Origin of the sequence: Mesorhizobium sp. M2E.F.Ca.ET.219.01.1.1, assembly GCF_004016445.2 — a bacterium.
GTDB lineage: Bacteria > Pseudomonadota > Alphaproteobacteria > Rhizobiales > Rhizobiaceae > Mesorhizobium.
This window is the reverse complement of the sequence record NZ_SADT02000005.1, coordinates 198,739-221,311: the sequence shown is the minus strand read 5'-3', so window position 1 is coordinate 221,311 and position 22,573 is coordinate 198,739. Positions and strand designations below refer to the sequence as shown.

Sequence of the window (22,573 nt, the reverse complement as noted above, 5' to 3'; positions counted from 1 at the left end):
TTGCGTGACGTCGATCTCCCCCCTTGTGGGGGAGATGGCCGGCAGGCCAGAGGGGGCGCTGTCCCGCCAGCGTTGAACAATGCCGCGCTTAAATCACAAGGGCGTCATCGCCGGGATGAAGCCTTCTGATTTCGACGTTCATTGTGTAAATTCCCCTCAGTCGGCTCGCAAACTTTGACGTTTACGTAATTCCCAAAGCATCTAACCGATTGAAAAGACTGGCTTCAAAATAATCGTTTGAATTTTTCCTTGGCCAGCGCTATTCGATGCGGCCAAATCTCGCGGCTTCCCGCATCCTTTCGGCCTCCCGGCCCCGTCACGACCTCGTCACAGACAAAGGGAAAACATCCTCACATGGCACGCAACAAGATAGCGCTCATCGGCTCGGGCATGATCGGCGGCACGCTCGCCCATATGATCGGCCTCAAGGATCTCGGCGACGTGGTGCTGTTCGATATCGCCGAGGGCATTCCGCAGGGCAAGGGTCTCGACATTGCGCAGTCGTCGCCGGTCGACGGTTTCGACTCCCGGCTCACCGGCGTCAACGACTATGCCGGCGTCGAGGGCGCGGATGTCTGCATCGTGACCGCCGGCGTGCCGCGCAAGCCGGGCATGAGCCGCGATGATCTTCTGGGCATCAACCTCAAGGTGATGGAACAGGTCGGCGCAGGTCTGAAGAAATATGCCCCGAAGGCGTTCGTCATCTGCATCACCAACCCGCTCGACGCGATGGTCTGGGCGCTGCAGAAGTTCTCAGGCCTGCCGACCAGCCATGTCGTCGGCATGGCCGGCGTGCTCGACAGCTCCCGCTTCCGCTATTTCCTGGCCGAGGAGTTCAAGGTCTCGGTCGAGGACGTCACCGCTTTCGTGCTTGGCGGCCATGGCGACTCGATGGTGCCGATGATCCGCTATTCGACGGTTGCCGGCATCCCGCTGCCCGACCTCGTCAAGATGGGCTGGACCTCGAAGGAGAAGCTCGACCAGATCGTGCAGCGCACCCGAGACGGCGGCGCCGAGATCGTCGGCCTGTTGAAGACCGGTTCGGCCTATTACGCGCCGGCGGCCTCGGCGATCGCCATGGCCGAATCCTACCTCAAGGACAAGAAGCGCGTGCTGCCCTGCGCCGCGCACCTCTCGGGACAGTATGGCGTCAAGGGAACCTATGTCGGCGTTCCCGTGGTGATCGGCGCCGGCGGCGTCGAGCGCGTCATCGAGATCGACCTGTCGAAGGCCGAGCAGAAGATGTTCGACAATTCGGTCGCGGCCGTCCAGGGCCTGACCGAGGCCTGCACCAAGATCGCCCCGCATCTCGCCGGCAAATAATCGTACTCCCGGAGATCAAGCGCATGAACATCCATGAGTATCAGGCCAAGGCGCTGCTGAAGACGTTCGGCGCGCCGGTGGCAAGCGGCGTTCCGGTGTTCAAGGCAAGCGAGGCGGAAGCCGCCGCCAAGGCGCTGCCCGGCCCGCTTTATGTCGTGAAAAGCCAGATCCATGCCGGCGGTCGCGGCAAGGGCAAGTTCAAGGAGCTCGGCCCCGACGCCAAGGGCGGCGTGCGGCTGGCGAAGTCGGCGGCCGAAGTGGTCGCCAACACCAACGAGATGCTCGGCCACACGCTGGTCACCAAGCAGACCGGTCCGGCCGGCAAGCAGGTCAACCGCCTTTATATCGAGGACGGCGCCGACATCGAGCGCGAGCTCTATCTTTCGATCCTGGTCGACCGCTCCGTCGGCCGCATCGCCTTCGTCGTCTCGACCGAAGGCGGCATGGACATCGAGACGGTCGCGCATGACACGCCGGAAAAGATCGTCACCGTCGCCATCGATCCGGAAAAGGTCGTCACGGCCGATGACGTGAAGACGCTCAACGCGGCGCTGAAGCTCGACGGCGATGCGGCGAAGGACGGCGCCTCGCTGTTCCCGATCCTCTACAAGGCCTTTGTCGAGAAGGACATGAGCCTGCTCGAGGTCAACCCGCTGATCGTCATGAAGGACGGCCATCTGCGCGTGCTCGACGCGAAAGTGTCGTTCGACAACAACGCATTGTTCCGCCACCCCGACGTGATGGAACTGCGCGACACCACGGAAGAGGACGAGAAGGAGATCGAGGCGTCGAAATACGACCTCGCCTATGTCGCGCTCGACGGCAATATCGGCTGCATGGTCAACGGCGCCGGCCTTGCCATGGCGACGATGGACATCATCAAGCTCTATGGCGCTGAGCCGGCTAACTTCCTCGATGTCGGCGGCGGCGCCTCGAAGGAAAAGGTCACGGCGGCGTTCAAGATCATCACCAAGGATCCGGCGGTCGAGGGCATCCTGATCAACATCTTCGGCGGCATCATGAAATGCGATGTCATCGCCGAGGGGGTGATCGCGGCTGTCAAGGAAGTGGGCCTCAAGGTGCCGCTGGTCGTGCGTCTGGAAGGCACCAATGCCGAGCTCGGCAAGAAGATCATCAACGACAGCGGCTTGAATGTCGTCTCGGCCGATGACTTGGATGATGCGGCCAAGAAGATCGTCAAGGCGGTGAAGGGCTGAGCGGATGCCTCCGCGCAAGATAAACCTGGTCGAGGCGGCGGATCAGAAGATCGCCAAGGTCTTCGATCCGCACATCGCCGGCGACGTCAATGACAGCCAGGCCAAGGTCGCCAAGTTTGGCGAGATCTTCGACTGGCACGCGCATGACAATGAGGACGAAGCCTTCCTCGTGCTGCGCGGCAGGATCGCCATCGATTTCCGCGACGGGCCGGTCGAGCTCGGCGAGGGCGATTTCATCGTCGTGCCGCGCGGCGTCGAGCATCGGCCGCGTTCGCTGACCAAGGAGCCCGTCGTGCTGATGTTCGAGCCGGCGACGACTCTGAACACCGGCAATGCCCGGAGTGACCTCACTGTCACCGACCTGAAGCGGCTCTGAGCCATGAATGCGTTCTCCTCCTTGTCGGATGGTCACCAACGCCTGCAGGCGCTGGTCGGCGCATGGCGCGGCGAGGAAGAGGTCGCGGCGACGCAATGGACCGATGCCGGCACGGCGACTTCGGAAGTTCAGGCCGAGGCTGAGTTCGGCGGCCTGTTCGTGATGCAGCGCTACCGCCAGCGCCGCGACGGCACGGTTTCGTTCGCCTCGCATAATGTGTTCGGCTTCGACCAGCAGAACGGCGTCGTCACCATGCATCAGTTCGACTCGATGGGGTTCGTGCCGGCATCACCCGCCACCGGCCTCTGGAACGGCAGCGAGCTCATGCTCGAACGCTCGTCGCTGCGCGGCGCCGCCCGCGTGACATATGGTTTTGACGGCACCGACGCCTACCGCATGAAACTTGAGTTCAGACCCGCAGGCAGCGATGCCTGGCAAGACATGGTGAGCGGCCTCTACCGGCGCGTCTCGCCTTCCACGATCAACGGTTTTTAGAAAAGGGCCGCCATGTCCATTCTCATCGACAAGAATACCAAGGTGCTGGTGCAGGGTCTGACCGGCAAGACCGGCACGTTCCACACCGAGCAGGCGCTGGCCTATCACGGCACCAAGATGGTGGGCGGCATCCATCCGAAGAAGGGCGGCGAGACCTGGACCGGAGCCAAGGGCGAGAGCCTGCCGATCTTCGCCACCGTCGCCGAAGGCAAGGCCAAGACCGGCGCCAACGCCTCGGTCATCTATGTGCCGCCGGCGGGCGCCGGCGAGGCGATCATCGAGGCGATCGAGGCCGAGATCCCTCTGATCGTCTGTATCACCGAGGGCATCCCGGTGATGGACATGGTCAAGGTCAAGGCGCGGCTCGACCGCTCGACCTCGCGGCTGATCGGCCCGAATTGCCCGGGCGTGCTGACGCCGGACGAGTGCAAGATCGGCATCATGCCCGGCAACATCTTCCGCAAGGGCTCGGTGGGCGTTGTTTCCCGCTCGGGAACACTTACCTATGAGGCAGTCTTCCAGACCACCAATGTCGGGCTCGGCCAGACCACGGCGGTTGGCATCGGCGGCGACCCGGTCAAGGGCACCGAGTTCATCGATGTGCTGGAGATGTTCCTCGCCGACGACGAGACCAAGTCGATCATCATGATCGGCGAGATCGGCGGCTCGGCCGAGGAAGACGCCGCGCAGTTCCTCAAGGACGAAGCCAAGCGCGGCCGCAAGAAACCGATGGCGGGCTTCATCGCCGGGCGCACTGCGCCGGCCGGCCGCACCATGGGCCATGCGGGCGCGGTGATCTCGGGCGGCAAGGGCGGGGCGGAAGACAAGATCGCGGCCATGGAATCGGCCGGCATCAAGGTTTCGCCCTCGCCAGCGCGACTCGGCACGACGCTGGTCGAGGCGATCAAGGGTTAAGTGAGTAGCGAATAGTGAATAGCGAATAGGGAAACAAAGTAACGCAGCGACTGGGTCACCCTACTCGCTGTTCGCTACTCCCTATTCGCTCTGAAAAGGAGACGGAGCCAGGCTCCGCAGACGAAAAATGGCAAGACAAGATCAGGCCAACGACCAATTCTCGCTCACCTCGTTCCTCTATGGCGGCAATGCCGACTATATCGACGCGCTCTACGCGGCTTATGAGGACAATCCGGCTTCGGTCGATCCGGAATGGCGGGATTTCTTCGCCGCGCTGAAGGACGACGCGGGCGATGTGCGCAAGAACGCCAAGGGCGCCTCCTGGGCGAAGCCCTCCTGGCCGATGACGGCCAATGGCGAGCTGGTCTCGGCGCTCGACGGCAATTGGGGCCTGGTCGAAAAGACGATCGAAAAGAAGGTCAAGGAAAAGGCGGTCGTCAACGGCGCCGTGCTTTCCGACGCCGACGTGCACCAGGCGACGCGCGATTCGGTCCGCGCCATCATGATGATCCGCGCCTATCGCATGCGCGGCCATCTGCACGCCAATCTCGATCCGCTCGGCATCGCCAAGCCGCTGGAGGATTATAACGAGCTGTCGCCGGAGAATTACGGCTTCAGCGAGGCCGATTACGACCGGCCGATTTTCCTCGACAATGTGCTGGGCCTGGAATTCGGCACCATCCGGCAGATGCTGGACATCCTGACCCGCACCTATTGCTCGACGCTCGGCGTCGAGTTCATGCACATTTCCGATCCGGAGGAGAAGGCGTGGATCCAGGCGCGCATCGAAGGCGCCGACAAGGAGATCACCTTCACCGCAACCGGCAAGAAGGCGATCCTGTCGAAGCTGGTCGAGGCCGAGGGCTTCGAGCAATATATCGACGTCAAGTACAAGGGCACCAAGCGCTTCGGCCTCGACGGCGGTGAATCGCTGATCCCGGCGCTGGAGCAGATCGTCAAGCGCGGCGGCCAGCTCGGTCTCAAGGAAATCGTGCTCGGCATGGCGCATCGCGGCCGCCTCAACGTGCTTTCCCAGGTGATGGCGAAGCCGCACCGCGCCATCTTCCACGAATTCAAGGGCGGCTCGGCCGCGCCTGACGAAGTCGAAGGTTCGGGCGACGTGAAGTACCATCTCGGCGCCTCGTCGGACCGCGAGTTCGACGGCAACAAGGTGCATCTGTCGCTGACGGCCAACCCCTCGCATCTGGAAATCGTCGATCCGGTGGTGATGGGCAAGGCGCGCGCCAAGCAGGACCAGTTCGCCGGCCGCGAGCGTGGCGAGGTCGTGCCGCTGTCGGAGCGCGCCAAGGTGATGCCGCTGCTTTTGCATGGCGACGCGGCCTTCGCCGGCCAGGGCGTGATCGCCGAAATCCTCGGCCTGTCCGGCCTGCGCGGCCATCGCGTCGCCGGCACGCTGCACGTCATCATCAACAACCAGATCGGCTTCACCACCAATCCGCGCTTCTCACGCTCCTCGCCCTATCCGTCGGATGTGGCCAAGATGATCGAGGCGCCGATCTTCCACGTCAATGGCGACGACCCGGAGGCCGTGGTGCACGCCGCCAAGGTCGCCACCGAGTTCCGCATGAAGTTCCACAAGCCGGTGGTTGTGGACATGTTCTGCTACCGCCGCTTCGGCCACAATGAGGGCGACGAGCCGGCCTTCACCCAGCCGATCATGTACCGCAACATCCGCACCCACAAGACGGTGGTGCAGATCTATGCCGACCGGCTGATCGCGGAAGGCCATGTCACCCAGGCCGAGGTCGACAAGATGCGGGCCGACTGGCGCGCGCATCTGGAAGCCGAATGGGAAGTCGGCCAGAGCTACAAGCCGAACAAGGCCGACTGGCTGGACGGCGCGTGGTCCGGCCTGCGCACCGCCGACAACCAGGATGAACAACGGCGCGGCAAGACAGCTGTGCCGGTGCGCACGCTGAAGGAGATCGGCAAGAAGCTGACCGAGGTGCCGAAGGATTTCGAGGCGCACAAGACGATCCTGCGCTTCCTCGAAAACCGCCGCCAGGCGATCGAGTCCGGCGAGGGCATCGACTGGTCGACGGCGGAGGCGCTGGCCTTCGGCGCGATCCTGCTCGACGGCAACCCGATCCGGCTTTCGGGCCAGGATTCGGAACGCGGCACCTTCTCGCAGCGCCATTCGGTGCTTTACGATCAGCGCGACGAGACCCGCTACATCCCGCTCAACAATCTGTCGGCAGCGCAAGCCGGCTATGAAGTCATCAACTCGATGCTGTCGGAAGAGGCGGTGCTCGGCTTCGAATATGGCTACAGCCTGGCCGAGCCCAAGGCGCTGACGCTCTGGGAAGCGCAGTTCGGCGACTTCGCCAACGGCGCCCAGGTGGTGTTCGACCAGTTCATCTCCAGCGGCGAGCGCAAGTGGTTGCGCATGTCGGGCCTCGTCTGCCTGTTGCCGCACGGCTATGAGGGCCAGGGGCCGGAGCATTCGTCGGCCAGGTTGGAGCGCTTCCTGCAGCTCTGCGCCGAAGACAACATGCAGGTCGCCAACGTCACGACGCCGGCCAACTATTTCCACATCCTGCGCCGGCAGCTGAAGCGCGACTTCCGCAAGCCGCTGATCCTGATGACGCCGAAGTCGCTGCTGCGCCACAAGCGCGCGGTGTCGACGCTGCCGGAAATGTCGGGCGAGAGTTCGTTCCATCGCCTGCTGTGGGATGACGCCCAGCTCCTGGCCGACCAGCCGATCAGGCTGGTCAAGGACTCCAAGATCCGCCGCGTCGTGCTGTGCTCGGGCAAGGTCTATTACGACCTCTACGAGGAGCGCGAGAAGCGCGGCATCAACGACATCTATCTGCTGCGCGTCGAGCAGCTCTATCCGTTCCCGGCCAAGGCGCTGATCACCGAACTGTCGCGCTTCCGCAATGCCGAGATGGTGTGGTGCCAGGAGGAGCCCAAGAACATGGGCGCCTGGTCGTTCATCGACCCCTATCTCGAATGGGTGCTGGCGCATATCGACGCCAAGCATCAGCGGGTGCGCTACACCGGGCGGCCAGCTTCGGCCTCGCCAGCAACCGGCCTGATGTCGAAGCATCTCAGCCAGCTGGCGGCGCTGCTTGACGACGCTCTCGGCGAATAACCTGACGAAACAGACCTCAAGAAGACAAGAGAACGGACAGGCACAATGGCTACCGAAATCCGCGTCCCCACTCTGGGTGAATCCGTCACCGAGGCGACCGTCGGCAAGTGGTTCAAGAAGGTCGGCGACGCGATCGCCGCCGACGAGCCCTTGGTCGAGCTCGAAACCGACAAGGTGACGGTGGAAGTGCCCGCCGCGGGCGCCGGGACGCTCTCCGAGATCACCGTCAAGGAAGGCGAGACGGTCAATGTCGGCGCGCTGCTCGGCTCGATTTCGGCGGGCGGCGCGGCCCCGGCCACCAAGCCGCAGGCGGTGGCGCAGGCCTCCAGCCCGGATGCCGCGTCCACCACCAAGCAGGCCGCCGCCGAGACCGCCAAGGTCGCCGGCGACGCCGGCCCGATCGAGCCGCGCACCATGCCGCCGGCGCCGGCTGCCGCGAAGCTTATCGCGGAGCACAATCTCTCGGTCGACCAGCTCTCCGGTTCCGGCAAGCGCGGCCAGGTGCTGAAGGGCGACGTGCTCGACGCCATCGCCAAGGGCGCGCCCTCGCAGCCCGCCGAGACGCCGAAGGCTGCTCCGGCGCCTGCGCCGGTCGCCGCCCGCGCGCCGTCCACCGCCGAGGATGCGCCGCGCGAGGAGCGCGTGCGCATGACCAAGCTGCGCCAGACCATCGCGCGCCGCTTGAAGGAAGCGCAGTCGACCGCCGCCATGCTCACCACCTTCAACGAGGTGGATATGAGCGCGGTTATGGCGCTCAGGGCCAAATACAAGGACGTGTTCGAGAAGAAGCATGGCGTGAAGCTCGGCTTCATGGGCTTCTTCACCAAGGCGGTGACGCATGCGCTGAAGGAGATCCCGGCGGTCAATGCCGAGATCGACGGGACCGACATCATCTACAAGAACTTCGCCCATGTCGGCGTCGCCGTCGGCACCGACAAGGGCCTGGTGGTGCCGGTGGTGCGCGATGCCGACCAGATGTCCATCGCCGAGATCGAGAAGGAGATCGGTCGCCTCGGCCTCGCCGCGCGCGACGGCAAGCTTTCGGTCGCCGACATGCAGGGCGGCACCTTCACCATCTCCAATGGCGGTGTCTACGGCTCACTGATGTCGACGCCGATCCTCAATGCGCCGCAGTCGGGCATCCTCGGCATGCACAAGATCCAGGACCGGCCGGTGGTGGTCGGCGGCCAGATCGTCATCCGCCCGATGATGTATCTGGCGCTCTCCTACGATCACCGCATCGTCGACGGCAAGGAAGCCGTGACCTTCCTGGTGCGCGTCAAGGAAAGCCTGGAGGATCCCGAGCGGCTGGTGCTCGATCTCTAAAGGTGGCTCATGACGGCTCGCGGCCGGAGCGGCGAATGAAAGCCCGTCTGTTCGGTGCTGCGAGAGCGGTCGCCTTTGCGGTCGGCGGGGCTCTCGTGGCGTCCAGCGCCCAGGCCGCCTGCCCGATCCAGCTTGCCGTCTATGGCGAGGCGCAGAGTGGGGCCGAGATCGATTTCACGCCGGCCGGCACCTCGGCGACGATCACCAACGCCTTCCGCATGACCCTCGACAACAATGTCGTCCTCGACGGCATCGCCATGTGGACGGAGGGATCGGCCGCGCGGCCGCACGGCTCGCTGATGTACAAATGCCCGACCGGCGACGTCACCGGCGAGGAGCTTGCCGCCTGCACGGTCTGGGAAGGCGTCATCTACAGCGCCGACGACAAGGGCGGCGTCGGGCTGTTGCCGGCGGAGGGCGTCGACGCGCCGAAGAGCCTCATCTTTCCCGATCTCGGGCCGTCGCTCGAAATGTCGGCGGCTTACGGTCCCGCCGGCTTCTCCAAAGTGCCGTGGGACATCTTCGTGCTGAAAGGCTGCCAGGAATGAGCGCCGAGAAAAAGACGCTGCTGATCACCGGCGGCAGCCGCGGTATCGGGGCGGCCATCTGCCGGCAGGCCAACCGGGCCGGCTACCGGGTGGCGGTGAATTACGTCTCCAACCAGGCCGCGGCGGATGTGCTGGTCGCCGAGCTCAAGGCCGCGGGTGGAGATGCCTTCGCAGTGAAGGGCGACGTCGGCAACGAAGCCGACGTCATCGCGATGTTCGAAGCCGTGGACCGGGTCTTCGGCCAGCTCGACGCTTTCGTCAACAATGCCGGCATCGTCGACCTCAAGGCGCGTGTCGACGAGATGAGTGCCGAGCGTCTGGAGCGCATGATGCGCATCAATGTCGTCGGCTCGTTCCTGTGCGCCCGCGAGGCGGTGAAGCGCGTGTCGACGCGGCATGGCGGCAAGGGTGGCGCCATCGTCAACATTTCGTCTGCCGCCGCCAGGCTGGGCTCGCCTGGCGAATATGTCGACTACGCCGCCTCCAAGGGCGCGATCGACACGCTGACGATCGGGCTCGCGCGTGAAGTCGCGCTCGAAGGCATTCGCGTCAACGCGGTCAGCCCCGGCATCATCGAGACCGAAATCCATGCCTCTGGCGGGCAGCCGGATCGCGTGACGCGGATGCAGGACATGCTGCCGATGAAACGCGCGGGCACGGCGGACGAAGTCGCGAGCGCGGTTCTCTATCTTCTGTCGGACGCCGCCTCCTATATAACGGGCGCGATCCTGAATGTGAGCGGCGGCCGCTGAGGCCGGGTAAGAAGGATTCTATTATGGCTTATGACGTCGTTATCATCGGATCGGGGCCGGGCGGCTATGTCTGCGCCATCAAGGCGGCGCAGCTCGGGCTGAAGACGGCGGTGGTCGAGAAGAACGCCACCTTCGGCGGCACCTGCCTCAACATCGGCTGCATCCCGTCGAAGGCGCTGCTCTACGCCTCCGAGATGTTCGTCGAGGCCGGCCATGCCTTCGATACGCTGGGCGTCGAGATACCGGCGCCGAAGCTCAATCTGAAGAAGATGATGGCGCATAAGGACACGACGGTCGCTTCCAACGTCAATGGCGTTGCCTTCCTGTTCAAGAAGAACAAGATCGATTCCTTCCGCGGCACCGGCAAGGTGATTTCCGCCAGCAAGGTTTCGGTGACCGGCGAGGACGGCAAGGTCGAGGAGATCGAGACGAAGAACATTGTCATCGCCACCGGCTCGGACGTCGCCGGCATCCCGGCCGTCAAGGTCGATTTCGACGAGAAGGTGATCGTGTCCTCCACCGGCGCGCTGTCGCTGGCCAAGGTGCCGGAGCATCTCGTGGTGGTCGGCGGCGGAGTCATCGGGCTGGAGCTCGGCTCGGTCTGGGCCAGGCTCGGCGCCAAGGTCACGGTCGTCGAGTTCCTCGACACTATCCTTGGCGGCATGGACGGTGAGGTGTCGAAGCAATTCCAGCGGCTGCTCTCCAAACAGGGCTTCGAGTTCAAGCTCGGCGCCAAGGTCACCGGCGTCGCCAAGGCCAAGAAGGGGGCCGCCGTCACCTTCGAGCCGGTCAAGGGCGGTGCCGCTGAGACGATCGAGGCGGATGTGGTGCTAGTCGCCACCGGACGCCGCCCCTATGCCGACAGCCTCGGGCTGAAGGAAGCCGGCGTCGAAGTCGACGAGCGCGGCAGGGTCAAGACCGACGGGCATCTCAGGACCAACGTGCCCGGCATCTATGCCATCGGCGACGTGATCGCCGGGCCGATGCTGGCGCACAAGGCCGAGGACGAAGGCGTCGCGGTGGCAGAGATCATTGCCGGCCAGGCCGGGCACGTGAATTATGACGTCATCCCGAGCGTGGTCTACACCAGCCCGGAGATCGCCTCCGTGGGCAAGACCGAGGAGGAACTGAAGAAGGCCGGCGTCGACTACAAGGTCGGCAAGTTTCCGTTCAGCGCCAATGGCCGCGCGCGCGCCATGCTGCACACCGACGGTTTCGTGAAAATCCTGGCCGACAAGACCAGCGACCGCGTGCTCGGCGTCCACATCGTCGGCTTCGGCGCCGGCGAGATGATCCACGAAGCGGCGGTGCTGATGGAATTCGGCGGCTCATCCGAAGACCTCGCCCGCACCTGCCACGCGCATCCGACGATGTCGGAAGCGGTGAAGGAAGCGGCGCTGGCGACGTTCTTCAAGCCTATTCATATCTAGATCCCGAACCGGAGCCCGATACGCGTGTCAGCGTTCGTCTCGCAGGGTTCGCCTAAAGCGCGTCGCGATCTTTCAGGTTCGCTCCATGCGCTTTAGGTTCTTGGTTCTACGCATGTCTTTATCCCGAAACCGGTTCCCACTTTCGGGAGACATGCTCTAGGAGATACCGCGTGTCCAAAGGCTCCGATCTGCTTGTTGCCGCCCTTGAGAATGAAGGCGTGGACCGTATCTTCGGCATACCGGGCGAGGAGAATCTCGACGTCGTCGAATCCATTCGCAAATCCTCGATCGAGCTGATCCTGACCCGTCATGAGCAAGCGGCGGCGTTCATGGCCGCCACCCACGGCCGGCTCACCGGCAGGCCCGGCGTCTGCATCACCACACTTGGTCCCGGCGCCTTGAACCTGACCACAGGCGCGGCCTACGCGCTGCTCGGGGCCATGCCCATGGTCATGATCACCGGGCAAAAGGGCGTCAGGTCGTCCAGGCAGGCCCGGTTCCAGATCGTCGACGTCGTCGCGGCGATGAAACCCTTGACCAAGCTTTCGCGTCAGGTCGTCTCGTCCAGGATGATCCCAGGCGTGGTGCGCGAGGCTTTCCGCGTGGCCGGCGAGGAGCGTCCGGGACCGGTGCATCTGGAGCTGCCAGAGGACATCGCCGCCGAGGAATGCGACGCGGTGGCGCCGATTCCGCCGCACCCGGTCGAGCTGCCGCTGGCGAGCCCGCTTGCGCTCGACCGCGCCGCGCGGATGATCATCGAGGCTGAGCGGCCGCTGGCGATGATGGGCGCCGCCGCCTCGCGGCCGCGCTCGACCTCGGACCTCGCCCAGTTCGTTCTGCGGACCGGCATTCCCTATTTCACCACCCAGATGGGCAAGGGCACGGTGCCGGGCGGGACCGAGCTCTATATGGGTACGGCCGCCCTGTCAGAGCGCGACTATGTGCATGAGGCGATCGAGCGGGCGGATCTCATCATCACGATCGGCCACGACACGGTCGAGAAGCCACCCTTCATCATGGGCGCCGACGGGCCGAAGGTCATTCATGTCGGCTACCAGCCGGCCACTGTCGAACAGGTCTATTTCCCGCAAACCGAGGTGATTGGCGATATCGGCGCGTCGCTCAGGCTGCTCGCCGACCGCCTGGGGGGCAAAATTCCCAGCGCACAGGCATTGCTGCCGCTGCGCGAGGGGATATTGGGCCGCATCGCGGCACGCGACACCGAGGACCGCTTCACGCCGCAGCGCCTGGTGCACGACGTCCGCGCGGTTATGCCGGCCGATGGCATCCTGGCGCTCGACAACGGCATGTACAAGATCTGGTTCGCGCGCAACTACCGCACGCGCGTCGCCAACACGCTGCTGCTCGACAACGCGCTGGCCACAATGGGCGCCGGCCTGCCGTCGGCGATGATGGCGGCGATGCTTTTTCCGGAACGCCGCGTCATGGCGGTTTGCGGCGATGGCGGCTTCATGATGAACAGCCAGGAGCTGGAAACCGCCGTCAGGCTGAAGCTCAACCTCGTGGTCCTGATCATCGAGGACCGTGCTTTCGGCATGATCCGTTGGAAGCAGGCGGTCGACCACTTTCCCGATTTCGGCATGACTTTCGGGAATCCCGATTTCGTTCGTTATGCCGAAGCCTACGGCGCCAAGGGCACCAGGGTAGGCGCCATCGCCGAGTTGAGACCGGCTCTGGAGCAGGCCTTTGCCGCGGGCGGCGTCCATCTCGTCGTCGTTCCGATCGACTATTCGGAGAATGAGCGGGTCCTGGTCGAAGAGCTGAGCCATCGGCTGCCCTGGCCGGCCAGTCCCATGGCGGATGAATAGAAGCGGCTGAATTCAGGTCGTATCGAGCTGAATTCACCGCTTCACGCTTTTCGGCATCATGCTCCAGAGCAATTCCGGATAGTGCGACGGCGTTTTCCGACGCTGGTGACAGCGCCAAAAAACAAAACGGCCCGCCTTTCGGCGAGCCGTTCGTTTTCAGGCTGCAGTCCGATTACTGAGCCGGAGCCGGCGCCGGAGCTGGCGCAGGGGCCGGCGCAGGTGCAGGTGCAGGAGCCGGGGCTGGCGCCGGAGCGGGCGCGGGTGCCGGCTCTGGAGCCGGAGCAGGCGTTGCAGGCGCGGGTGCCGGCGTGCTGGCCGCCGGCGGTTCAGCCGGAGCCGGCGCATGCTCGCCGCCGCTTCTGCCAAAGACATAATACGCAACAATGGCCAGGATAATGACAACAAGGGCGATCAGCCACCCGCTGCCGCCGCCACCCGATCTGGGAGGCGGGCTCGAAGGGGTGAAGGGGTCGTTAGGGTTCGCCATGAAACGTGTCCTCCTTGGATGAAAGTCATCAAAATAACAGCCATCAACGCGCTGATCCCGCATCGGGTTTCACGCGAACGGACGGAAAGCGCTGAAAAACCGGCGTTTTCAGGTCCGCCAGCCGCCAGACGACTCAGTTGACGGCGGTAACACTATACCCTGCCTTGCGAAAATCCTCGACCAGTCCTTCCGGACCGGGCAGATGCATGGCGCCAACGGCCATGAAGACGTTGCCCTTGGCCAAAATCGGCCCGGCATGCGCCGCCATCACCTTGTTGCGGCTGGTGATCATGGTCTGCTCGAAGGCGGCATAGCCGGCCTGGTCGTCGGCGGTCTCGGGCAGCACTGCCTTGAACAGCGGCCAGAACATGCCGACCTCGCCGCGCTGGTAGAGCACGATCATCGTCTCGTTGACGTCGTTGACCTTGTCGCCGAGCTTCATCGTCTCGACCAGGCTCTTCATGTGGAATTCGATCGGCAGCGAGGCCATGGCGCGCAGCTGATCGACGGCGGTCTCCAGCCCTTCGACGTCTTTGCCCGAGGCCTTGGCCTCCGAAGCGAGCTTGACGTCCAGCACGGGTTCGCCGGCAGACTGGCGCGCCACCTCGCAGGCCGGCAACGCCATCATCGCCGACAGGATCCACGGCTTCATCTTGGCGACCGTCGCCGGCGGGATACCGCGGGCGTCGAGCCCCTTGTTCAGCGCCGCCGCATCGTCCGGCGACAGCAGCGAGGACAAAGTGGTGTTGTCGGTGAACATCATCAGGCCGGGTTCGCTGGCCATCGCCGCCATCATCTTGGCCTTGTCCATCGCATCGGTGGTTTCGATGATGATGGTGCCGGCGCCGTCATAGGCTTTCTGCGCGGCGGCCGGCAGCGTGGTGACGCGCGTATCGGTCATGTGCATGGTGCCGAACAGATAGGACGGTTTTTCGCCCGGCTTCTCCAGCTTCCACAACAGGCCCTTGCCGTTCGGAACGGCCGCCGCTTCGGCCTCGACCTTCTGGAAGGTGGCGGGATCGCTCTTTTCCAGCGCGGTCAACAGATCGGTGCCGGCGCAATTGGGGGCTTCGGCATGCGCCCGGCTGGCGAGCAGCAGAACGACGATAAAGGACAGGAAAAACAGCAGGTTGAGCGCTACAAGCAGCTTCAACGAGACAAGGGCCGCGCGGTCGGCGATGGCGATGACGCGTTTCATGCGAAGCGTCTTAGCGCTGAAAAGCGGCAAAACGGTTAATCGAGAGAATGAAATTGTTTCCGGTGCCGTCAGTCTTAACAACGGCTTGAGTTGTCCGACGAAATGTCCTGATGATTAGCCGATACTCCATCGCATAGTCATCCACGGGCGGAGCAGGGAGCGGAGCGATCGCGCAGACCCGAGGATCCGTTCCGTTACCTGGGCCGAGGAATGCGGCGATGCAGAATTCTGCACCGCTGCGGAGCACCGGGGTCACGGCATGGATACTAGGGTCTCCGCGACGGAGCTTCGCTCCTGCTCCGCCCTAGTATGACGAAGTCAGGGGGTCACGCCCTCGGATGCGCCTTCTCGTAAATATCGAGCAGCCTTGCGGTGTCGACGCCGGTATAGATCTGCGTGGTCGACAGGCTGGCGTGGCCGAGCAGTTCCTGGATGGTGCGCAGGTCGCCGCCGCGGCCGAGCAGGTGGGTGGCGAAGGAATGGCGCAAGGCATGCGGCGTCGCCGTGTCCGGCAGGTTCAGCGCCGAGCGCAGCTTCGCCATCTCGCGTTGGACGATGGCCGGGTTGAGGGGGCCGCTGCGAGCGCCACGGAACAAAAGGCCGTCGGGGCCGATGTGGAAGGGGCAGAGCCGGCGGTATTCGGCGACCGCCTTGCGGGCCACCGGCAGCACCGGCACCAGCCGCATCTTGCCGCCCTTGCCGGTGACGCGCAGCACGGTGTCGGCTTCCGTTGCAAGATCGGCGCCCGTCAGGCGGAGCGCTTCGGAGATGCGCAGGCCGGAGCCGTAGAGCAGCATCAGCACGGCGGCATTGCGCGCCGCGATCCAGGGTTCCTCGGCGAGTTGTCCCTCCATCGCTACGACCTTTCTGGCGTCGCTTGCCGTCAGCGGCTTGGGCAGCGATTTCGGCTGGCGCGGCGCGCGCAGAGCGATGGCACCCGCGGCGTTGACGAGGCCGCGTTTTTCGAGAAAGCGCAGCAGCGAGCGGATGCCGGCAAGGCCGCGCCCCAGCGTGCGTGCGCCTGCGCCGTCATTGCGGCGTTTGGCGAGGAAGCCGCGCAGATCGGCGGGGCGCAGGTCGGCGATGTCGGAAATGCCGGGCGGGCCGCCGCAATGCCCGGTCAGGAAATGCAGGAACTGGCGCGTGTCGCGCTCATAGGCCTCGACCGTCTCCGGCGACAGCCGACGCTCATGCGCCAGTGTCTTCAGCCACGTCTCGCGCGCCGCCTGGAGATCGGGTTTGGCCGGGATGAGGAATTCCTGCATGTCGGCATTGTCAGGTGTCGAGGTTAGGAAGCGGTGAAGAGGGCCGCATTGAAATGATGGCGTCAGAGGGCTAGAGCAAGGCAAAGGAAGTGCCGCCATGTCGAAGCTCGAAAACCCCGTACAGATGGCCGTGATCGGTGCCGCGCATGGCATCAAGGGTGAGCTCAGGGTGAAAACCTTCACCGGCGATCCGCTGGCGCTGGCGGATTACGGCCCGCTCTTTGCCAGGGACGGCCGCGCCTTCCAGATCACCGATATCAGGCCTGCCGGGACCGTGGTGGTGGTGCGTTTCAAGGGCGTCAACGACCGCAATGCCGCCGAGGCCCTGGCCGGCACAGAGCTTTTCGTCGACCGCTCAGTGCTGCCGGATGACGGCGAGGAGGACGAGTTCTATCACGCCGATCTCATCGGGCTCGATGTCAGGGACGATACCGGCGCCATCGGTAAGGTCGTCGCCGTGCATAATTTCGGCGGCGGCGACATCCTCGATGTCACGCTTGCCGGCCGCAAGGGCGTGCTGATCCCGTTCACACAGGCCGCGGTGCCGCATGTCTCGATCGCCGAGGGTTTCGTCCAGGTCGATCCGCTGGCGGCGGGACTGGTCGATGACGAGGAGGACGAAGCGCCGAGCCGTTCCGGCTTCGACCCGAAGGGCAGGCCGCGCGGACCGAAGGATGCCGGGGGCAACCGTTGAGCTTTGTCGCCTCGGTGCTGACGCTCTATCCGGAAATGTTCCCGGGCGCGCTCGGTCTGTCGCTTGCCGGCCGAGCGCTGGAGGCCGGGACATGGTCGCTGGAAGCGATCCAGATCCGCGATTTCTCCACCGACAAGCATCGCACCGTTGACGACACGCCGGCCGGCGGCGGCGCCGGCATGGTGATGCGCGCCGACGTGCTGGCGCGCGCCATCGACCACGCTTCGCCGCCGGGCGATGAGCGTCCAAGGCTGCTGATGAGCCCGCGCGGAAAACCGCTGACCCAGGCCCGCGTGCGGGAGCTCGCCGCCGGGCCGGGCGCGGTCATCCTGTGCGGCCGCTTCGAAGGCGTCGACCAGCGCCTGATCGAGGCGCGCGGGCTCGAGGAAGTCTCGATCGGCGATTTCATTCTGTCGGGCGGCGAGCCGGCGGCGCTTGTGCTGCTCGACGCCGTCGTGCGGCTCCTGCCTGGCGTCATGGGCAATGCGGTGTCGGGCGAGGAAGAAAGTTTCGAGAACGGCCTGCTCGAGCATCCGCACTACACGCGGCCGCAGGAATTCGAGGGCCGGCCGATCCCGGATGTGCTGATTTCGGGCAACCACAAGAAGATTGCCGAATGGCGGCGCGCCGAGGCCGAGAAGCTGACGCGGGAACGGCGGCCGGACTTGCTTGGCGCTACGCCTCAGCCCTTGGTGAAATAGTAGAAAGCCAGAAACAGGCCGACCGCGACGACGAAACCGCGCACGACGGCCTGCGGCACGCGCTTGGCGATCCATACCCCGGCATAGCCGCCGAGCGCCACGCCCGGGATCATGACGATCGCCTGCGGCCAGGCAACGACGCCCCCGGAAACGAACACCAGGATGGCGACAACCGCGATCACGATGGACAGCATGTTCTTCAGCGCGTTGAGCCGGTGGTAGTCGCCGGCCTGCGTCAGGCCGAGGGTGGCGAGCATCATCACGCCCATGCCGGCGCCGAAGAAGCCGCCATAGACCGCGGTCGCGAATTGCGCGATTGAACCGGCGAGCGAGCCGACCGAGGCCTGGTGTTCCGGCCCCGCCGCCGGCTTCAGCCACGGTCCGGCGGCGAACAGGGCGGTCGCGGCGATCAGCAGCCAGGGCACAAGGGCGCGGAACGACGGATTGGAGAGGGCGAGCAGGATGAGCGAGCCGGCCAGCGCGCCGAGCGCCGAGATCAGGCAAAGCAGCAGGGCGCCCCGCCAGAAATGCCGGATATCGGTCCAATAGGCGAGCGTCGAGGTGATGTAGCCCGGCAGCTGCGTCACCGAGGAGGTGGCGTTGGCGACGATCGGCGGCAGCCCGACCAGCGTCATGGCGCCAAAGGTGAGGAAAGTGCCGCCGCCGGCGACCGCATTGGCGGCGCCGGAGACAAAACCCGCGAGAAACAGCAAGGCGGCATCGAAAAGACTCATTTCCCCCGCTTAGAAAGCTTGCGGCGCGCGCGCAACCTGTCACGGCGGCCATGTCATGGGGCCATCAAGCGCAAAAAATATGCCTCGAAGAGGTGACAAAGCGCCGAAATAGCTGTATGTCGCCGCCCGAACCGGAAGAACGATCTTCTGGACCCGTCAACAAATGACGGTGTAGCCGTCCCTGCCCAATGTCCTATCGCGGACAAAGGGCATAGCCGAGCGGTCGTTGGAACTGCAAGGCGAGTTGAGGACGCTCTGACTGTCGGAAGAACAAGAAGTGGATATTTGAGATGGATCTCATCCGTCAGCTCGAGGCCGAACAGGCCGCCAAGATCGAAGCCAAGCGCAAGCTGCCCGAATTCCAGCCGGGCGACACCGTGCGCGTCCAGGTGCGCGTCACCGAAGGTAGCCGCACCCGCGTCCAGGCCTATGAGGGCGTCGTCATCGCCCGCTCCGGCTCCGGCTTCCAGGAGAATTTCACCGTCCGCAAGATTTCCTACGGCGAAGGCGTCGAGCGCGTTTTCCCGGTCTACTCGCCGATGGTCGAGGGCGTCGAGATCGTGCGCCGCGGCAAGGTGCGCCGCGCCAAGCTCTATTACCTGCGTGACCGTCGCGGCAAGTCGGCCCGCATTTCGGAAAACACCGGCGTGCGCGCCCGCAAGCTGAACGACGAAGAGCGTGATGCGCTGAACGCCGAACGCGCCCGCATCGAGGCCGAGAAGGTCGCCGCCGCCCAGGCGCTGGCCGCCGAGACGGCCGCCAAGGAAGCCGCCGAGAAGAAGGCCGCCGCCGAGGCTGCTTCGGCCGAATAAGGCGCTTCAATAGCATTGGTTTGGAAAGGCGGCTTCGGCCGCCTTTTTCGTTTTGGCAATACGTCGCCATTCGAGGGCGGAGCAGGAGCGAAGCTCCGTCGCGAAGACCCTGGAATCCATGCCGTGACCTCGAGCGTAGAGTGCAGCGGAGCAGAATTCCGCATCGCTGCGGCGCGTCGACGTCACGGCATGGATCCTCGGGTCTGCGCGCCGCTGCGCGGCGCTCCGCCCGCGGACGACGAAAACGGGGTTGACATCCAATTATCTTGTACACTAAATAATCGTGTACAAATCAAATGGAGATGAAGATGTCTGCACTCTACACCGCTCAGGCTCACGTCAGCGGCGGCCGCAACGGTCACGGCGAAACCAGCGACGGCCTGCTCAAGGTCGACCTTGCGATGCCGAAGGAGCTCGGCGGCAAGGGCGGCGCCACCAATCCGGAACAGCTTTTCGCGGTCGGCTACGCCGCCTGCTTCGAGAGCGCGGTGCGCTTCGTTGCGCGCCAGCAGAAGCTGCCGCTGCAGGACGCTTCGGTCACGTCCACGGTGAGTCTCCATCCGAACGACCAGGGCGGCTTCAAGCTCGGCGTCGCGCTGGCGGCTGAAATCAAGGGGCTTGATCAGGCAGGTGCCGAGGCGCTTGTATCGGAAGCGCACAAGATCTGCCCCTATTCCAACGCCATCCGGGGCAATATCGATGTGGCGCTGTCCACCACGGCGCTTCCGGCAAAGGCAGCATGACGACTGAAACGGAGATTCGAGCTATGGATGTCCCGGCGGATACCGCCGGGGCAGTTGTGGTACCGCGCCTCGACCAGCAGCTCTGCTTCGCGCTCTATTCGGCGAGCGGGCTGATGACCAAGCTCTACCGGCCGCTGCTTGATCCGCTCGGCCTCACCTATCCGCAATATCTGGCGATGCTGGCGCTGTGGCAGCATTCGCCGAGCACGATCGGCGAGCTCGGCGCGGCACTCGGGCTCGATTCGGCGACGCTGACGCCGCTGATCAAGCGCATGGAAGCGGGCGGCTTCGTGACACGCCGGCGCGACGCCGCCGACGAGCGCCGGGTCCTGGTCGAACCGACTGCCAAGGGCCAGGCGCTGCGGGCGAAGATGAAGGACGTGCAGGATGGGCTGAGCTGCGCCATGCCTTTGGACCGGGCCGAGCTCAAGGCCCTGCACGGAACGCTGACGCGTCTGGTAGCCGGGTTGCGCGAGGCCACGGCCGATCAGGACTGATCCGGCAACGGCCATCCACAAAACCATTTCCGAAGAGCATTGGATTTGCGTATAGCGCGCAACGTCGCAGCAGACCGGCTTGCAAGGCGCTTGCGGCAAGCTCTATCTCTTTGTTTTTACGCAATTCCGGACGGAAAACCGCTTCACACTTTTCCTGGAATTGCTCTAAAGTCGGCGCCGGATTTTCTCAGGCCGCGAAATTGCAGCGGTCGCACCTTCGGAGATTTGTCATGACCAAGTCGAAATTGCTGCTGGCCGCCATGGTGGCCTGCCTTCTCGCGCCTGTCGCCGCGCTCGCCGACAATCTGCCCGACCTCGGCGGCAAGAAGGTCGTGGTGGTGACGGAAAACGCCTATCCGCCGCTGCAGTTCATCGACAAGAAGACCGGCAAGCAGATCGGCTGGGAATATGACGCGATGGACGAGATCGCCAAGCGCCTGAACTTCAAGGTCGAATACCAGAACACCTCCTGGGACGCGATGATCCAGGCGGTTTCCGACAACCAGTACAACATCGGCATGACCGGCATCACCATCAAGGACGACCGCAAGGAGAAGGTCGACTTCTCCGATCCCTATATGCGCTCGGAGCAGTTCATGCTGGTGCGCGGCGACGAAAGCCGCTTCACCGACGCCAAGAGTTTTGGCGCCTTCAAAGATGGGCTGATCGGCGCCCAGCCGGGCACCACGCCCTTCTACACCGCCGTCTATAGCGTGCTCGACGGCAACGAGCAGAACCCGCGCATCAAGCTGTTCGAGACGTTCGGCGCCACCGTGCAGGCGCTCAAAGCGGGCGACGTCGACGTGGTGCTGACCGACGGCACCGCCGGCAAGGGCTATGTCGACGCCTCCGAAGGCAAGCTGAAGCTGATCGGCGGCCCGCTTGGCACCGAGGACTTCGGCTTCATCTTTCCCAAGGGCTCGGACCTGGTGAAGCCGGTCAACGCCGCCATCGCCTCGCTCAAGGCCGACGGCACGTTGGACAAGCTCAACAAGAAGTGGTTCCTCGATTACAAGATGGGGCAGTGAGCGCTGTTGTTGCCAATGATGCGCGACAGCGGGGCTGAGTATCCAAAGGCCTCATTCCTTCACACCCCCCTCTGTCCTGCCGGACATCTCCCCCGCAAGGGGGGAGATCGGATGTCGCGTCGGCTTTCGCCAATCTCCAACGTTGAAGGCAAAGCGGCGGTGAAGCTGCCAATCTCCCCCCTTGCGGGGGAGATGCCCGGCAGGGCAGAGGGGGGTGTGCCGGAACGCGACCTTCGCAATTATCTTGCTGGCACCGCCTGATGCCGACACCCGCTACCACCATCACCAAACCCGAATTCCCGTGGTGGCTTGCCGCCGCGCTCGTCCTCGCATTGGCCGCGGCGCTTGCCATCGCGTCCAGCGATCTCTATGCGCAGGTCTTCGCCACCGTTGCCAAGGGCATCGGCATCACCATCTTCGTCACCGCGGTCGCCTTTGCGCTGGCCTCCGCGCTCGGGCTCGGCATCGCGCTGATGGCGCTGTCGGGATCGCAGTGGCTGCGTCAGATCGCGCGCTTCTATGTCGAGATCATCCGCGGCGTGCCGATCCTGGTGCTGTTGTTCTGGATCGCCTTTGCCGGCGCGCCGGCCCTCGTCGCGGCGTGGAACGCGCTGACCGCGCCGCTGCAGAGCGCCGGGCTGTTGGGCGAACTCCTGGTGCGCGACGTATCGCTTCTGTGGCGCGCCATCATGGCTCTGACCATCGGCTACTCGGCCTTCATCTCGGAGGTGTTCCGCGCCGGCATCCAATCGGTCGAGAAAGGCCAGATCGAAGCCGCCAAGGCGCTCGGGCTCAGCCGGGCGCAGCGTTTTAGACTGATCGTGTTTCCGCAGGCGATCCGCATGATCCTGCCGCCGCTCGGCAACGACTTCGTCGCCATGGTCAAGGATTCTTCTCTGGTCTCGGTGCTCGGCGTCGCCGACATCACCCAGATGGGCAAGGTCTATGCCGCCGGCTCGTTCCGCTTCTTCGAGACCTATTCGATCGTTGCCTATATTTACCTGATCCTGACCGTCGGCCTGTCGCTGGCGCTGCGGGCGCTGGAGCAGCGCCTGCGCCGGCAACACAGGGAATAGCCGGCAGCAAAA

21 protein-coding genes are annotated in these 22,573 nt (G+C 64.5%); 18 read left to right on the top strand and 3 right to left on the bottom strand.

All coding sequences use genetic code 11. The features are described from left to right. Positions 1-354 precede the first annotated feature (354 nt). The 11 genes from mdh (at position 355) to EN862_RS23970 (ending at position 13,326) form a co-directional block, all read left to right on the top strand. The gene (gene mdh / locus EN862_RS24020; protein ID WP_127866024.1) at positions 355-1,323 is read left to right on the top strand and encodes a malate dehydrogenase; all 969 of its coding nucleotides are present in this window, start codon (positions 355-357) and stop codon (positions 1,321-1,323) included. A gap of 23 nt (positions 1,324-1,346) precedes the next feature. Then, a complete protein-coding gene (sucC, locus tag EN862_RS24015; RefSeq protein ID WP_127866023.1) occupies positions 1,347-2,540 on the top strand; it encodes an ADP-forming succinate--CoA ligase subunit beta in 1,194 nt (397 codons plus the stop codon). 4 nt (positions 2,541-2,544) lie between these two features. Beyond that, positions 2,545-2,916 carry a cupin domain-containing protein gene (locus tag EN862_RS24010; RefSeq protein ID WP_127866022.1) on the top strand — a complete coding sequence of 124 codons (372 nt, stop codon included), beginning with the start codon at positions 2,545-2,547 and terminating at the stop codon, positions 2,914-2,916. Between the two features lie 3 nt (positions 2,917-2,919). Next, on the top strand, positions 2,920-3,411 hold the full coding sequence (locus EN862_RS24005; protein ID WP_127866021.1) for a DUF1579 family protein: 492 nt from the start codon (positions 2,920-2,922) through the stop codon (positions 3,409-3,411). Positions 3,412-3,423: 12 nt separating this feature from the next. Then, on the top strand, positions 3,424-4,326 hold the full coding sequence (gene sucD / locus EN862_RS24000) for a succinate--CoA ligase subunit alpha (protein ID WP_127866020.1): 903 nt from the start codon (positions 3,424-3,426) through the stop codon (positions 4,324-4,326). A 127-nt stretch (positions 4,327-4,453) separates the two neighbouring features. Then, a complete protein-coding gene (locus EN862_RS23995) occupies positions 4,454-7,441 on the top strand; it encodes a 2-oxoglutarate dehydrogenase E1 component (RefSeq protein ID WP_127866019.1) in 2,988 nt (995 codons plus the stop codon). A 45-nt stretch (positions 7,442-7,486) separates the two neighbouring features. Beyond that, complete coding sequence (gene odhB, locus EN862_RS23990) at positions 7,487-8,767, top strand: 2-oxoglutarate dehydrogenase complex dihydrolipoyllysine-residue succinyltransferase (protein ID WP_127866018.1); 1,281 nt, start codon at positions 7,487-7,489, stop codon at positions 8,765-8,767. Positions 8,768-8,802: 35 nt separating this feature from the next. Further along, positions 8,803-9,315 carry a hypothetical protein gene (locus EN862_RS23985; RefSeq protein WP_127866017.1) on the top strand — a complete coding sequence of 171 codons (513 nt, stop codon included), beginning with the start codon at positions 8,803-8,805 and terminating at the stop codon, positions 9,313-9,315. After that, complete coding sequence (locus EN862_RS23980) at positions 9,312-10,067, top strand: SDR family oxidoreductase (RefSeq protein WP_127866016.1); 756 nt, start codon at positions 9,312-9,314, stop codon at positions 10,065-10,067. Before EN862_RS23985 ends, EN862_RS23980 begins: the two co-directional genes overlap by 4 nt. A gap of 23 nt (positions 10,068-10,090) precedes the next feature. Further along, positions 10,091-11,497, top strand: coding sequence for a dihydrolipoyl dehydrogenase (lpdA, locus tag EN862_RS23975; protein ID WP_127866015.1), 1,407 nt, complete (start codon positions 10,091-10,093; stop codon positions 11,495-11,497). Between the two features lie 170 nt (positions 11,498-11,667). Further along, a complete protein-coding gene (locus EN862_RS23970) occupies positions 11,668-13,326 on the top strand; it encodes an acetolactate synthase large subunit (RefSeq protein ID WP_127866014.1) in 1,659 nt (552 codons plus the stop codon). 620 nt (positions 13,327-13,946) lie between these two features. Here EN862_RS23970 and EN862_RS23960 read toward each other — a convergent pair. Both EN862_RS23960 and EN862_RS23955 read right to left on the bottom strand, forming a co-directional pair. Further along, a complete protein-coding gene (locus EN862_RS23960) occupies positions 13,947-15,011 on the bottom strand; it encodes a TraB/GumN family protein (RefSeq protein WP_127866012.1) in 1,065 nt (354 codons plus the stop codon). 326 nt (positions 15,012-15,337) lie between these two features. Then, on the bottom strand, positions 15,338-16,276 hold the full coding sequence (locus EN862_RS23955) for a tyrosine recombinase XerC (RefSeq protein WP_127866011.1): 939 nt from the start codon (positions 16,274-16,276) through the stop codon (positions 15,338-15,340). Positions 16,277-16,373: 97 nt separating this feature from the next. Between EN862_RS23955 and rimM the strand changes: the two genes are divergently transcribed. Then, complete coding sequence (rimM, locus tag EN862_RS23950) at positions 16,374-16,970, top strand: ribosome maturation factor RimM (RefSeq protein WP_127866010.1); 597 nt, start codon at positions 16,374-16,376, stop codon at positions 16,968-16,970. Next, positions 16,967-17,671 carry a tRNA (guanosine(37)-N1)-methyltransferase TrmD gene (gene trmD, locus EN862_RS23945; RefSeq protein WP_127866009.1) on the top strand — a complete coding sequence of 235 codons (705 nt, stop codon included), beginning with the start codon at positions 16,967-16,969 and terminating at the stop codon, positions 17,669-17,671. Before rimM ends, trmD begins: the two co-directional genes overlap by 4 nt. Here the strand turns inward: trmD and EN862_RS23940 are convergent. Further along, complete coding sequence (locus EN862_RS23940; protein ID WP_127866008.1) at positions 17,653-18,405, bottom strand: sulfite exporter TauE/SafE family protein; 753 nt, start codon at positions 18,403-18,405, stop codon at positions 17,653-17,655. The genes trmD and EN862_RS23940 overlap by 19 nt on opposite strands. Before the next feature lie 290 nt (positions 18,406-18,695). Between EN862_RS23940 and rplS the strand changes: the two genes are divergently transcribed. The 5 genes from rplS to EN862_RS23910 all read left to right on the top strand — a co-directional run bounded on the left by rplS (position 18,696) and on the right by EN862_RS23910 (position 22,561). Beyond that, the gene (rplS, locus tag EN862_RS23935; protein ID WP_042645484.1) at positions 18,696-19,217 is read left to right on the top strand and encodes a 50S ribosomal protein L19; all 522 of its coding nucleotides are present in this window, start codon (positions 18,696-18,698) and stop codon (positions 19,215-19,217) included. Positions 19,218-19,525: 308 nt separating this feature from the next. Then, a complete protein-coding gene (locus EN862_RS23930) occupies positions 19,526-19,960 on the top strand; it encodes an organic hydroperoxide resistance protein (RefSeq protein ID WP_127866007.1) in 435 nt (144 codons plus the stop codon). 23 nt (positions 19,961-19,983) lie between these two features. Continuing rightward, on the top strand, positions 19,984-20,457 hold the full coding sequence (locus tag EN862_RS23925; protein WP_245519681.1) for a MarR family winged helix-turn-helix transcriptional regulator: 474 nt from the start codon (positions 19,984-19,986) through the stop codon (positions 20,455-20,457). Positions 20,458-20,687: 230 nt separating this feature from the next. Further along, positions 20,688-21,485, top strand: coding sequence for a transporter substrate-binding domain-containing protein (locus EN862_RS23920; RefSeq protein ID WP_127229062.1), 798 nt, complete (start codon positions 20,688-20,690; stop codon positions 21,483-21,485). Positions 21,486-21,745: 260 nt separating this feature from the next. Beyond that, positions 21,746-22,561 carry an amino acid ABC transporter permease gene (locus tag EN862_RS23910; protein WP_127866005.1) on the top strand — a complete coding sequence of 272 codons (816 nt, stop codon included), beginning with the start codon at positions 21,746-21,748 and terminating at the stop codon, positions 22,559-22,561. Positions 22,562-22,573: the final 12 nt, after the last annotated feature.